Here is a 12,473-nt window from a genome sequence, read left to right on the forward strand (position 1 = left end):
CGTCACACGAAGAACTGGACGGTGAGTCCGCTAAAATGCGCGAACTCACCGTCCAGAAAACAGTTGACTATCATATGTTTAATTTTAGACCGGCGTCATTACTTGGCGCCTTTTTTAGTGGGCTCCTTTTGCTCGCGGTGTTCGGCGATATTGCAGCCATCGGGACCACAAACGGCACTCGCGTCCGCGTCGCCTAGCGATTTAAAATTCGGTGTCGTCGATTGTTTTTCAGTCATTTTAATCGACCTCCTCAGCCAAGACCTGTCGCAAGGCACTTACCATGGTGTCGTAGGGTTGCGCACCGGAAATGCCATACTTGTCGTTCAACACGAAGAACGGAGCACCCTGAATCCCCAGCTGTTGAGCTTCGGCCTCATCACGGCGAACGTCTTGTGCATACTTGTCACTTGCTAACACGTCATCAACCGCCGCTGCGGGTAAACCAGCATCCACGACCGCACGCCGTAAAACGGTATGGTCTGCGATAGACGCGCCTTCGCTAAAGTAAACGTGGTACAACGCGGTGATCACTTGCTCCGTCACAACCGCATCACCTGACGCCTGAGCCAACTTGATCAATCGGTGAGCATCCATGGTGTTCGTTGGGATAGCGTGAGCTAAATCAATCGTCAACCCATCGCCAGCGCCCATTTGCTCAATCTGGGCCATTTGTGCCTGTGCCTGGTCGACCGTCATGCCGTGACCGCCAGCAAAGTTGTCGGTCATCGTCTTCGTGGTCGTCGTCGGTAAGGTCGGATCCAGTTGAAACGCCTTGAACTCCAAGGGCGTCTCGTCAGCAATGCCTAATTCCTTGATGGCGCGCTTCATGCGCGTCGACCCAATATAACAAAACGGACAAGCAATATCGGACCAGTACTTAATTTTCATGTTGCGCCTCCTATTCAATTACTTAGTTGAATAGATTCAGTTTAACAGTTTGCTCTAATTTGTCAATTCACCGGCCTATCCTGTCACAGCCACCTGCCAATCATAATAACTCGCATGCAGGCTGTAGGCCTGACGTCCCCGTTGGCGTAGCCACTGCGTCGCTTGATTCGTGAGACTACAAAGTGGCCCCCGACAATACACAATCAATTCCTGATCAGCTGGAATCTCAGTCAGGCGGTCGCTAAGTTCATCGACGGGGATATTATAGGCCCCGTCAATATGTCCCACCTGAAATTCCTCCGCTGGGCGAACATCCAAGAGTTGCACGTCATCGCGGTCCATCAGTTTCAGGGCCGTCGACAAATCTAACGTTTGGATGCGTTTAACCGTATCATCGTGGCGTTGAATGGTCTGCATGGTGGGCAACTGGGCCTCCCCCACGTCACGTAACAAGTAGAAAAGCTGTTCGACCTGGGCGGACGCCAAACAATAAATGGCGTAATTGCCCCGCTGAACACGGCCCACCAAATTGGCCTCCCGCAACGCCTGGAGGTGCCGCGACGTGTTGGCAATGCTCATTCCGGTTTGCTGCGCTAAGGTCGCCACTGTTTTGGGACTTTGGGCTAATAAATCCATGATCTCTAAACGCCGGTCGCTCGCCAAACTTTTGCCAATCTTCGCCAGTTCCCGATACAGCTGCGCATGCTGGCCTGCTGCCATATCATCAGACTCCTTTCCGTGTCGTTGACTGCTATTAATCAACGATTTAATTGAATAGCTTTATTTTACTGTCTTGTCCGCGTTTGTCAACTTTCGGGCCACGCTAAAAGAACCTGGGAGACTTCCCCCCAGGTTCTACGCTAATTTTTCACCATGCTAGGCTTATTGCAACGGGTAAACCATTTCAACGGCCGTAACTTGTTCACCGTCGTCATCGGTCACCGTTTGCTCAGCCGTTTGGGTCCGTTGAAAGCCCATCTTTTGGTAGAGCTTCATGGCCGCCACGTTGCGCGTTTGCACCAACAGTCCCACTGCTTCTAAGGTACTGGCCGTTTCTGCCCAATACAGGGCTTCATCGACCATCGCCGTGCCAATCCCTTGGCGCTAATAAGCCTTTTCGATGGCAATCCCCAACTCACCCACGTTGCCTTGTGGGGTGGGCGCAATCGACAACACCCCGATCAAGCGGTCACCAAGACTGGCGACCAACAACAAGTGGGTCGGACTCTGATTGATCTGTTCTAACTGATCGGCTTCTTGCACAACGCTGATCGGGTCGTCAGCGTCTGCCAACGTAAACGTGTCACTTTCTCGCTGCAATTGCGTGAGTAACCGCAAAAGTTGCGCAGCGTCAGTGGCTTCTGGTAGCCGAATGGCGACTTCTTCACTCATGACATGAAGCCTGTAATTGGGCGACCAACTGGTCAAAGTGGTCCCCGTGCGGCTCAAAGCTCAACGTCCGCTGATTTTCCCCGGCTGCGTCGTCACGCTTAAAGATAATCCGCAAATAATGTTCTGGCAATTCGTCGGCGATAAACTTGGACCATTCGACCACGTTAACGCCATCGCCATTGAAGTATTCCTCTAAGCCCAATTCATCCCCACTGCCATCTTCCAAGCGGTAGACGTCCATATGATATAACGGTAACCGCCCGTCTTGGTACTCGCGGATGATGGTAAACGTCGGACTCTTGACGTTCCGTTTAATGCCCAGGCCCGCCGCTAATCCCTTGGTAAAGGTCGTTTTACCGGCACCCAGGTCTCCATCTAGTAAAATGACATCCTTGGCACGTAGGCCGGGCGCGAGTTGCTGCCCGATTGCCATGGTCATCTCTGGACTTGTGACCGTCATTTTTAACATTTTGCCAACCCCTTCACCGTTAAATTTATTACTGCCCAAATAATACCCGGATTACGGCTAAAGCGCAATCCGGGTATCGGGTTAATTAACTAAGTCTCAAATCGAACCCCTAAAGGGCTTGAGCCGCCGTGATGATGGCAACCTTGTAAACATCCTCTTCGTTGCAACCCCGTGACAAATCGGAAACGGGTTTGTTCAGGCCTTGCAAAATCGGCCCGATAGCTTCGAAACCGCCGAAGCGTTGGGCAATCTTGTAGCCGATGTTCCCGGACTGAAGTTCTGGGAAGACGAAGACGTTGGCGTGCCCCGCCACGCTAGAATCGGGCGCCTTTAACGCCGCAACGTCGGGCACCATGGCGGCGTCGAATTGCAACTCGCCGTCGAGCGCTAAATCGGGAGCGGCTTCGTGGGCCAACTTAGTCGCTTCTTGGACCTTAGTGACCATGTCACCCTTAGCTGAACCCTTGGTGGAGAAGCTCAGCAAAGCGACTTTCGGGTCAATATCGAAGACCTTCGCCGTGTGGGCGCTTTCGACCGCCACTTCGGCCATCCCAGCCGCATCTAGTTCGATATTGATGGCACAATCCGCAAAGACGACCCGCTGGTCCCCTTTTTGCATGATGAAGGCGCCACTGATTCGGCGCACGCCTTCCTTAGTTTTAATGATTTGTAAGGCGGGCCGGACCGTGTCCCCGGTGGCGTGAATCGCCCCAGAAACCATTCCGTCGGCTTGGCCCATGTAGACCATCATGGTCCCCACGTAATTCGGGTCTTTGAGCATTTCTTGTGCCTGTTCTGGGGTGTTCTTCCCCTTCCGCCGCACCACTAGCGCGTCCAGCATCGCCTTGGCCTGGTCGGCTGGCAAATTGGCTGGGTCTAATAACGTGAGCTGGCTAGTATCGATGTTGTGGGCTTGGGCCGTTTTATCAATTTCAGTTGGACTCCCCAACACGATGGCTTGAATCAAGCCATCCTTGACTAAGCGACTAGCTGCGCCCAGGATCCGCTGATCGGCACCCTCGGGGAAAACGATGGTTTTATGTTGTCCGTTAATCTTTTGTTTCAGACTATCAAAAAGTTCCATAGGTGAAGACCTCCATAAAATATCCGACGAATCAATTCTCTTCTTGCTTACGCCTGATTAGCCTGTGAAGCGTCATCGACACTGACCGTCTCCGGCAGTTGCCAATCGATGGGCGTTTCCCCTAATGATGTGAGTGCGATGTTGGTTTTGGAAAATGGCTTGGAGCCGAAGAAGCCCCGGTTAGCCGACAAGGGACTAGGATGGGCCGATTGCAAGACGATGTTGGTCTGGGTATCGATCAACTCAATCTTGTTACGTGCGGCCCGCCCCCACAAAATGAAGACGACGGGTTCCGGTCGCTCGGACAACTTACGAATTGCCGCGTCGGTCAGCCGTTCCCAGCCGTGACCCTTATGGGAAAAGGCAGCGCCGTCGCGGACCGTTAGGACTGAGTTCAACAATAAGACGCCCTGGTCGGCCCATTTCTTGAGGTACCCGTGGTTCACGGGCGTACACCCCACGTCAGTCTGTAATTCCTTATAGATATTAAGTAACGACGGTGGAATCTTGGTTCCCGGCAGCACGGAGAAGCTACACCCATGTGCCTGCCCCGGGTTGTGGTACGGATCCTGGCCCAAGATGACCACCTTGACCTTGCTAAACGGGGTCCATTCGAACGCCGTGAAAATATGGTACATGTCCGGATCGATCCGGTAATGCTGATATTCCGTCACCAGAAACTGCCGCAGGTTTTGATAATAATCCTGCTTAAACTCTGGTTCTAAGACCGGCCACCAGTCATTGTGAATAAACGGTTTCATTGCCAACACCTCAGGTCTCATTTTATCATACTGGCTAACGAAATGATATTCTCGAACGCGAAGTCGAAAACATGGTAAAATAAGACAAATACCCGTTACTCGACGCCACTCCCAATTTAAACTGGTCGGCGCCTTAACGGCAGATTATTTTATCTTGTTGGAGGTGCCCCATGCGTCAATTGTATCTCAATCAGACGGCCCTTTCCGCCCGTGCGACCACGGTGATTCGGGACGCCCAGAACCAATCGTGTTACCTACTCGTCGGCAAATGGGGACTCCGTGCTGACGTCTTGACGGTCTATCTCATCAACGGCTCACTCGAAGCCGAAGTCAAACAGGACTCCTTGGGGTTGTTACCCCGGTTTCGCTTGTTATACCGCCGCCAACCGGTCGGTCGGGTCAGCAAGACCTTCGGCGTTATTCGCGAAGTCCTCTTTGTTCGTGGCCTTAACTGGGTAATTATGGGCAATCTAAACAACGGTCGTTTCCGGATTTTTCACGGTCGCGACCTGATTGCCAACATTACCCGGGTCTCCCCGGATGGTTTGACCATGTCCCTCGAAGTCGATCAGACCGACCACGAGGCACTGGTCGTCTGTCTAGCCGCCATCCTCGACCGCTGGGCTAAGCGCCAGCAAAAGGTCCCGGGGCTGGTAAAGAACCGGGGCTGGGCGCCCGGCTTTTCCTCAGAAATCGCCCCCTTTACGACTCAAATCAAAAAATCGCGTTAACCGTCGGCTGGCGGTTAACGCGATTTTTAGTAAATTAGTAATGTTTCATTACCCGAGCAATCTGCCAGTCTTGTTCCCGTCGTTTCAGAGACTCACGCTTATCATACTCGTGTTTCCCATGAGCGACACCAATCAAGACCTTCGCAAAACCGTGCTTAAGGTATACCTTCAGTGGAATCAAGGTGACCCCCTTATCCTGCGTGGCTAACCCTAAGCGCCGAATCTGCTTCTTATGCAGCAACAACTTTCGGTTGCGTAGCGGATCATGGTTGAACTGGTTGCCTTGAACGTACTCACTGATGTGGACGTTCATCAACCAAGCCTCACCATTGCGAATCTGGGCGAACCCATCTTGCAAGTTGATTCGCCGTTCCCGCATCGATTTAATCTCGGTCCCGGTCAGGACCAAGCCGGCTTCAACGGTCTCGGTAACGGTATAATCATGCCGGGCCTTCCGGTTTTGTGCCAGTTGGTTGTCCGGTGTTTTTTTCGGTTTACGTTTAGCCAAGTGTGTTCACCTCGCTTAATGTTGACTCCCGCGGTTGGCGGAACGGTGTTGGCCGCTCTGGTGGTTCCGGTTACGGTTGCCATTCTGGTTACGGTGTTCCGTCGACCGGTTCGTGGTGTTGGACCGGTGCGGGTTATTCCGGTTGCGGTTGCCATTACGATGGTTGCGGTTATTGCCGTTTCCATTACGGCCACCGTTACCGTGCTGGTTGTTGTTCCGGTTATTGCCGAAACGACCCCCACGGGAGCGATGTTCCCGGTGCGGCAACAAGTCACTGACCGGCGCCTTTTCCGGATTCAACAATTCGAAGTCGATTTCACTTTGTTCCTTATCAACGTGAATGACCTTGACCCGAATTGGTTGGCCAATCCGGTACGTCCGCCGCGTGTTACGGCCGACTAAGGCCAAGTACTTTTCCACGTATTCGTAGTAATCGTCCTTCATCCGACTGATGTGGATCAGGCCTTCGATAGTGTTTGGCAGTTCAACGAACATCCCAAACTTCATCACGGAGCTGACCACGGCGTCGAATTCTTCGCCCACGTGGTCGGCCATGTATTCGGCCATCTTCATATCGTTGGTGTCGCGTTCGGCATCGACGGCCCGGCGTTCCATCTCGGACGTATGCGTCCCGATTTCTTCCAGAACGGGGGCAAATTGTTCCTTCGAAGCCGCGTTGATCCCGTGATCTGCGTAGTAGTGAATCATCCGGTGCACCATGGTATCAGGGTACCGCCGAATTGGGGAGGTAAAGTGAGTGTAGAACTGTGCACCCAAGCCAAAGTGACCTAAGGACTGGTCACTGTACCGGGCCTGCTTCAAGCTCCGTAACATCATGACCGAGACCATGGCCTCTTCTGGCTTACCAGCGACTTGCTTCAAGACGCCTTGCATCATCTTTGGCCGCAAGTGGTTCGGGTCACCCTTGACGTTAATCCCAAAGGCCGTTAAGAATTCGAAGAAGCTACGTACCCGGTCGCCATCTGGCGTTTCGTGGACCCGATATAAGAACGGGACCTTGGCGCGGAAGTAGTGTTCCGCAACCGTTTCGTTAGCAGCCAGCATGAAGGATTCAATCATCCGTTCAGCTAAACCTCGAGTCCGTAACTTCACGTCAATCGCGTGGCCCTTGTCGTCCACGATGATTTCGGCTTCGCGATCATCAAAGTCAATGGCGCCCCGGTTCTTCCGGTGCTTGAGTAAGATACGGTGTAAATCACCCATCGTTTCAAACATCGGCACTAAGTCCTTGTACCGATCCATGGTGACCTCATCGTGGGCTTCCAAGATTTGGTTAACGGCCGTGTAGGTCATCCGTGCCTTAGAGCGCATCACGGACGGGTGAATGCGGTGCTTGACCACGTTCCCGTCATGGTCGATTTCCATTTCACAGCTCATGCATAACCGCAACTCGCCTTCGTTCAACGAGCAGATGCCGTTTGACAGGCGCCGCGGTAACATTGGAATGACCCGGTCAGTCAGGTAAACGGAAGTGCCCCGTTTATAGGCTTCCTTATCAATCAACGACCCTGGCGTGACGTAATGGGACACGTCGGCGATGTGGACCCCTAAATGGTAGTTTCCGTTGGGTAACTGCCAAGCAGTCACGGCATCGTCCAAGTCCTTGGAGGACTCGCCATCGATGGTGACCAGGTTCTGGTTCGTGACGTCTTCACGGCCGGTCATTTCCTCGGGCAAGACGTGGTCCGGAATATCATCGGCGGCCTGTAAAACGTCCTCCGGGAAGTCCGCGGGGATGTTGTGTTGGTACACAATCTGTAAAATATCGATACCGGGATCATCGACACTCCCGATGACCTGCTTGGCAATCCCAACCATGGCGTCCGGATGAGCGTCGTTCGGGTATTCCGTGATTTCGGCCGTGACCACTTCGCCCGGCGTCGGCTTCAAGCCAACATCGGTCACATAGAACTTGTACTTCAATAACTTCTTGTCCGTCAAACTCACTTGACCCACGTAGCCGGCATCGTCGTCGGTCTGGAGGAATTCTCCCACGACCTGTTCGTAATGCCGTTCCACGATCTCCACGACCTTACCTTCGGGGCCCTTGCCCGTCCGGGGATCGCCGGCGCGAATCAACTCGATGTTGACCGTGTCGCCGTTTAAAGCGCGCATGGTGTTATCGGGCGCAATATAGGCGTCGGGTTCGACCTTGTTTTCGTCGTACGCCACGAAGCCAAAGCCCTTGTCGTTACCGTGAAAAATCCCGGTTAAAATCTTTTGACTGGGGTCCAACTGAAAATGGCCCCGGTCCGTCACCTGAACTAAGCCATCGCGTTCGAGCTGCGCGAGCTCTTGGACGATAAGCTTAAAGGCTGCCGAACCGTGGTAATGCAGGGCATCCGAAATGCCCTCAACGGTGTATGTCTGATCCGCGTGTGCGCGGAAGAATGCTGTAATATCTGTTTTTAAATTATCTTGCACTATAAATTCCTCGTTATTTTTCAAAGATTGGGTGTAAAAACGCTAAGAGATCCGTTTCGAGCGCGTGGTGGGCCGAATTAACGGTCAGCACGTGACCCGCACCGGCATACTCGTGATAATCAACTTGAGACGCGGGATAAGCGTCCGCGAGCCACTGCCCCGAACGCGGATCAATCATCTGATCCGCCGTTCCCTGAGCAATGAACACGGGTTGCTGAATATCTCGCAAACGGGTGGCTGTGGTATCCGCAAAGGCCTGAATGGCCGTTAATTGGGCTGTCAAGTGGTCTTTGAGCCACGCCACCTTTTGTTCTTGGGCTGGTCCCAGAATGTTCTGCGCCCGGTAGGTGGCACGCGCCATCTCGATGAAGGTCGTCGGCACGTGTGTCTGTCCCCGGAAGATGACCGGTGACGCGAACGTGCCGCCCCCCACCAATTGCGGGTCTTCTAGTAAGGCGCGGGTGGCAAAGAGCCCCCCTAAAGACAACCCAAAGATGGCGATTTTCTGGTACCCCCGTTCTCGTAAGAACGCAATTGCCGCTTGTGTGTCTTGCCACCATTTCTGCGGGGAACCGTCCCGTAAAATATCAACGGGATCCCCCGTGGCATGACCGGTAAAGATTGGCGCGAGAACGGTATATTGTTTACTTTCTAGTTTCCGGGCTAGCAAGCGCATGTCGTTAGAGCTACCCGAATAAGCGTGTAATAAAATTACTGCGTGAGGACCCTGCTCAAAAAAGAGCGGGGTTGGTTTTCGAATCATGTCAAACCACCGCTTTCCACTATCGAAGATTGATTCAGACCGCTGCCGGTCTTTAAAAGCGACCAGACAGATTTAACTAAAAAGCCCCCTGTTAATAAACCGGACAGGAGGCTTAAATCTCTAGTGTGAAGATAGATATACTAAAGCCAGTGCCAATGCGAAAAAGACGAGACCTAAGACGACCGTCACCTTTTGCATAAAGGCTTCAAACCCTCGCGGCTTTTGCTTGGAGAAGAGGTCATCGGCACCCCCGGAGAGGGCGGATAACGCATCATTCGTCTTAGCAGGCTGCATCATAACCGCAATGATAATTAAAACACTGACAATTAAAATACAGGTCATTAAAAAATTATACACAAATTTGCCTCCTACCTACCGAATAGGTCTAACTATACTCCCCTTAATCTATCATAATCGGCCGCTTTTTACCAGCCCTAGCCCTTTCATTCGGGTAAATACCCGGCTGGGTGATCCATGCGACGCATCTGTTGGCGCACGTACGCCCGATTATGCTGATAAGTCAAAATAATCAGGGTATCCCCCGACCGGATCAACGTGTCGCCATGAGGAATCACCTGGCGTTCCCCGCGTTGGACACCCACCAGTAACGACCCCAAAGGCCATTTCAGATCCCGTACTTGGCATTCGACCAGTGCAGAATCTTCCCCAATGGGGTACTCCACTCTATCCGACAAACCGTGCGCGTCTGGGTCAGCTGGCGTCACCATTTGTTCCAATAATGCTTCGTAGATGGGGGCACCACCCAAGAGATCGACGGTGATGTAGGCCACGATAGCCACTACCGCCAGTGGCAAGAGATGTTGCAGGCTCTCGACCATTTCGGTAATCAGTAAAATCGCCGTGAATGGCGCCTTGGAGATTCCGGCGAAGTACCCCGCCATCGCGTAGATAATAAAGTTTGCGATAAAACCGGCAGGCAACCACCCCAAAGCCACGAAGCTTTGCGCCCCGATGGCACCAAGCAACGCCCCTAACGTTAAGATGGGTAAAAAAATACCGCCCGGGAGTCCCGAACTATAACTAATCATGGAAAAGACTAATCGTAAAACGAAGTACCCAATTAGGGGGACTAATAACGGTGTGGTCTGGGCGAAATCCACAATCATTTGGTTACCGCCACCCAGTGATTCCGGCCAGAACAATCCGATGGGAATCACTAACAGGAAGGGCACAATCCCGTTGAGGTGGGCTGGTAACCAGGTTAGCTTGGCATAGACCTTGCCCCCGCGCAACGTCCCCTGCTGGTACACGTAGCCCAGCAGGCCCAAGCCAACGCCCAAAATAAGTAATAAGCCATAATACTTCAACGGAAGCGCCCGTTGATAGGCAATGTGTAAGACCGGTGTCAGGCCGAAGACCTCGCTCGATACGAAATCGGCGACCACGGCACTGGTCAGCGACGTGATCCAAACCAACGTCGAAAAGCTATGATAAACCTCTTCCAGGACGAATAACGTGGAGGCGATTGGGGCGTTGAACGCCGCAGACAACCCCGCGGCCGCCCCACCGGCAATCATTAGCCGACGTCGGCGACCGTTAAAGTTCAATCGTTCGGCGAGCCCCTGGGCAACCGTACCACCTAATTGAATCGATGGTCCTTCCCGTCCTAGAAATAAGCCCGCACCAATCCCTAAAATACCGCCAACAAATTTCTTCCACAAAACTGGCCGCCAAGGATAATCTAAGTCTCCCGCCAGTTGACCTTCAATTTGAGGTATCCCAGACCCCTTGATCATGCCGGTTTGCTTGACCAAATGACCGACAAATACGGCCACTAAGACCAACAAAATAGCCCAGGGGAGCACCCAGATGGGGTGTCCCCCGAGCCAGCCATAGATGACCCGCATCAGTTTGAGGAGTTGTTCAATGCTTAAGCGAAACGCACTCACGACGATGCCGGCGCCGATTCCCACCAGAATCCCGAACCAGATAGCCTGGACCCGGGTAAAATCGTGGTGCGTTGTCTGTTGCGATTGTTGCATGCTACGAGTTCCTCCTCTAAATTTTGTCTACGCTCCAGTGTAGCACAAAATTAACGATGGCCCGTAAACTTCCGGCGAAAAATCATACCGCCACTCAAAATGAGGCCGAACAAGCCCCAACCTGAGAAGCTTCCAGTCGGCGTTGGCTCCCCCCGTTTGCGGTAGCTTGACGCGTGCGTGAGGGGCGTGGTTGATTGCAGAGCGAGACGTTTGCCGGTCAACTGCAATCCGTTGCGTCCGCTTTAGCGTTTGAACACGTCGGTGTCCGGGTCGTTCAGGTCGGTCCTTAAATTGGGCCACGGTCGTTGGTAAGTCAAGGCCTTGCAACTGGTCGTGGTGGTCCTCAGTTAAAGTCGTATGGGACGTTACTGGCCTAGTTTGAGCCCTTTTTAGTGATACTTTAGTCGGTTGTGTTGGGAGAAACCAATTTACCACGCCAGGTTGTTTATGCGTCACCTGTGGTACTTTTTTTACTGGTGTTGGGCGCACCTGCACCCGCAATGGTTTAGTTTCTTGAACTTCTGACTGAGGCAGCTTACTTGTCACTGGCTTCGATTGTACCGGTGGGATTGGGCCTACTGGCGGTGTTGGCGCCATCGGCTTTGGGTGAGACTGTAAAGACGGTTGCAACTGCGTTGGTAGCGTTACTGATGGGATTACCATTGGTTTAGATTGTGGTTGTGGAACTGATGTCACCACCTGTGAAGATTCTGGCTCACTAGTTGATGGCGTGGTAGCTGGTTGCTGCTCCGTTGGTCTGTGTATAGACTTAGGAACGACGTAAATCGTCATATCATTTTTCTTTTTAGTAATTCTTCGTTCACTATCGACCTTATTCGCAAAAGTATATCCTTTAGGCAGTTGATAATCTGGAACCCCTCCGACTGTAACCCACTGTAAGGATATCTTTTGATTGGGATCTACTTCTTTATTTTTATGACTAATATCAACGTAAAAAATAGTTCCAGATGCCTTGCTACCTCTATATGTAACTGTGTATTCCACCTGAGAAGACTGTGCTTTCTCGTTATTTTCACGACTATAACCATAGCCTTTTCCATCATAGATATCTCCAAGTCCTGGAACCAATTCATTTTCCATAACAGGAACATCATGTTTGGTCTTCAATTCTTTTCTTAAATATTCGGTATCCTTTCCGTTTTTGTATTCAAGCAAGTAATGTATCGTTACCTTAAGCTTATTATTTTCCGCGGCTTTAGCGCACCCCACGGACCCACTCCAACTACCACTCAAAACGGTGATCCCCACGATGACGGCCAACTGTTGCCATTTCTTCATTGGTTATCCCTCCCTTTCACAGGAAGGGTCCGGTAACCATGACTCCATTTTTTCCAACAAAGTCATTTTAAAATTGGGGCCACAAAAAATCGCGCCTTCCCCTCAAAGGGAAAAGCGCGATCAGAACGTA

General features: G+C 52.1%; 15 protein-coding genes. 1 reads left to right on the plus strand and 14 read right to left on the minus strand.

What is annotated here, in order from left to right; translation table 11 throughout:
- Positions 1 to 98 precede the first annotated feature (98 nt).
- The 8 genes from DXH47_RS11600 to DXH47_RS00420 form a co-directional block, all read right to left on the minus strand.
- Complete coding sequence (locus tag DXH47_RS11600) at positions 99 to 236, minus strand: hypothetical protein (protein WP_170954912.1); 138 nt, start codon at positions 234 to 236, stop codon at positions 99 to 101.
- A 1-nt stretch (position 237) separates the two neighbouring features.
- Positions 238 to 888 carry a DsbA family oxidoreductase gene (locus DXH47_RS00395; protein WP_129031117.1) on the minus strand — a complete coding sequence of 217 codons (651 nt, stop codon included), beginning with the start codon at positions 886 to 888 and terminating at the stop codon, positions 238 to 240.
- Positions 889 to 963: 75 nt separating this feature from the next.
- Entirely contained in the window at positions 964 to 1,608 is a 645-nt protein-coding gene (locus tag DXH47_RS00400) for an ArsR/SmtB family transcription factor (RefSeq protein WP_129031118.1), read from the minus strand.
- 162 nt (positions 1,609 to 1,770) lie between these two features.
- Complete coding sequence (locus DXH47_RS11785) at positions 1,771 to 1,983, minus strand: GNAT family N-acetyltransferase (RefSeq protein WP_225423466.1); 213 nt, start codon at positions 1,981 to 1,983, stop codon at positions 1,771 to 1,773.
- A gap of 9 nt (positions 1,984 to 1,992) precedes the next feature.
- Positions 1,993 to 2,280, minus strand: coding sequence for a hypothetical protein (locus DXH47_RS11790; protein WP_225423462.1), 288 nt, complete (start codon positions 2,278 to 2,280; stop codon positions 1,993 to 1,995).
- Positions 2,273 to 2,749 (minus strand): tRNA (adenosine(37)-N6)-threonylcarbamoyltransferase complex ATPase subunit type 1 TsaE, encoded by a 477-nt coding sequence (tsaE, locus tag DXH47_RS00410; RefSeq protein WP_129031119.1) that lies wholly within the window; start codon positions 2,747 to 2,749, stop codon positions 2,273 to 2,275. The genes DXH47_RS11790 and tsaE overlap by 8 nt, the downstream gene beginning before the upstream one ends.
- Positions 2,750 to 2,858: 109 nt before the next feature.
- Positions 2,859 to 3,833 (minus strand): phosphate acetyltransferase, encoded by a 975-nt coding sequence (gene pta / locus DXH47_RS00415; protein ID WP_129031120.1) that lies wholly within the window; start codon positions 3,831 to 3,833, stop codon positions 2,859 to 2,861.
- 47 nt (positions 3,834 to 3,880) lie between these two features.
- Positions 3,881 to 4,594: a uracil-DNA glycosylase gene (locus DXH47_RS00420; RefSeq protein ID WP_129031121.1), complete on the minus strand. Its 714-nt coding sequence runs from the start codon at positions 4,592 to 4,594 to the stop codon at positions 3,881 to 3,883.
- A gap of 170 nt (positions 4,595 to 4,764) precedes the next feature.
- Here DXH47_RS00420 and DXH47_RS00425 point away from each other — a divergent pair, with 170 nt between their 5' ends.
- A complete protein-coding gene (locus tag DXH47_RS00425; protein ID WP_129031122.1) occupies positions 4,765 to 5,325 on the plus strand; it encodes an LURP-one-related/scramblase family protein in 561 nt (186 codons plus the stop codon).
- A gap of 34 nt (positions 5,326 to 5,359) precedes the next feature.
- Here DXH47_RS00425 and smpB read toward each other — a convergent pair whose 3' ends face one another.
- The 6 genes from smpB to DXH47_RS00455 form a co-directional block, all read right to left on the minus strand.
- On the minus strand, positions 5,360 to 5,833 hold the full coding sequence (gene smpB, locus DXH47_RS00430) for an SsrA-binding protein SmpB (RefSeq protein ID WP_129031123.1): 474 nt from the start codon (positions 5,831 to 5,833) through the stop codon (positions 5,360 to 5,362).
- A 15-nt stretch (positions 5,834 to 5,848) separates the two neighbouring features.
- Complete coding sequence (gene rnr, locus DXH47_RS00435; protein WP_129031124.1) at positions 5,849 to 8,278, minus strand: ribonuclease R; 2,430 nt, start codon at positions 8,276 to 8,278, stop codon at positions 5,849 to 5,851.
- A 13-nt stretch (positions 8,279 to 8,291) separates the two neighbouring features.
- Positions 8,292 to 9,041, minus strand: a complete 750-nt coding sequence (locus DXH47_RS00440) for an alpha/beta hydrolase (RefSeq protein WP_129031125.1) — start codon at positions 9,039 to 9,041, stop codon at positions 8,292 to 8,294.
- Between the two features lie 120 nt (positions 9,042 to 9,161).
- On the minus strand, positions 9,162 to 9,398 hold the full coding sequence (gene secG / locus DXH47_RS00445) for a preprotein translocase subunit SecG (protein ID WP_129031126.1): 237 nt from the start codon (positions 9,396 to 9,398) through the stop codon (positions 9,162 to 9,164).
- Between the two features lie 86 nt (positions 9,399 to 9,484).
- On the minus strand, positions 9,485 to 11,044 hold the full coding sequence (locus tag DXH47_RS00450; RefSeq protein ID WP_129031127.1) for a ClC family H(+)/Cl(-) exchange transporter: 1,560 nt from the start codon (positions 11,042 to 11,044) through the stop codon (positions 9,485 to 9,487).
- A 27-nt stretch (positions 11,045 to 11,071) separates the two neighbouring features.
- Positions 11,072 to 12,343: a hypothetical protein gene (locus DXH47_RS00455; protein WP_129031128.1), complete on the minus strand. Its 1,272-nt coding sequence runs from the start codon at positions 12,341 to 12,343 to the stop codon at positions 11,072 to 11,074.
- Positions 12,344 to 12,473: the final 130 nt, after the last annotated feature.

It is taken from the genome of Levilactobacillus suantsaii, from assembly GCF_004115745.1.
Taxonomy (GTDB): Bacteria; Bacillota; Bacilli; order Lactobacillales; family Lactobacillaceae; genus Levilactobacillus; species Levilactobacillus suantsaii.

Coding starts and splice junctions, on each gene's coding strand:
- DXH47_RS00440 (WP_129031125.1), bottom strand. CDS start 9,041: ATGATTCGAAAACCAACCCCGCTCTTTTTTGAGCAGGGTCCTCACGCA.
- DXH47_RS00420 (WP_129031121.1), bottom strand. CDS start 4,594: ATGAAACCGTTTATTCACAATGACTGGTGGCCGGTCTTAGAACCAGAG.
- tsaE (WP_129031119.1), bottom strand. CDS start 2,749: ATGTTAAAAATGACGGTCACAAGTCCAGAGATGACCATGGCAATCGGG.
- DXH47_RS00425 (WP_129031122.1), top strand. CDS start 4,765: ATGCGTCAATTGTATCTCAATCAGACGGCCCTTTCCGCCCGTGCGACC.
- DXH47_RS00400 (WP_129031118.1), bottom strand. CDS start 1,608: ATGGCAGCAGGCCAGCATGCGCAGCTGTATCGGGAACTGGCGAAGATT.
- DXH47_RS00395 (WP_129031117.1), bottom strand. CDS start 888: ATGAAAATTAAGTACTGGTCCGATATTGCTTGTCCGTTTTGTTATATT.
- DXH47_RS11790 (WP_225423462.1), bottom strand. CDS start 2,280: ATGAGTGAAGAAGTCGCCATTCGGCTACCAGAAGCCACTGACGCTGCG.
- DXH47_RS00450 (WP_129031127.1), bottom strand. CDS start 11,044: ATGCAACAATCGCAACAGACAACGCACCACGATTTTACCCGGGTCCAG.
- DXH47_RS00455 (WP_129031128.1), bottom strand. CDS start 12,343: ATGAAGAAATGGCAACAGTTGGCCGTCATCGTGGGGATCACCGTTTTG.
- pta (WP_129031120.1), bottom strand. CDS start 3,833: ATGGAACTTTTTGATAGTCTGAAACAAAAGATTAACGGACAACATAAA.
- DXH47_RS11600 (WP_170954912.1), bottom strand. CDS start 236: ATGACTGAAAAACAATCGACGACACCGAATTTTAAATCGCTAGGCGAC.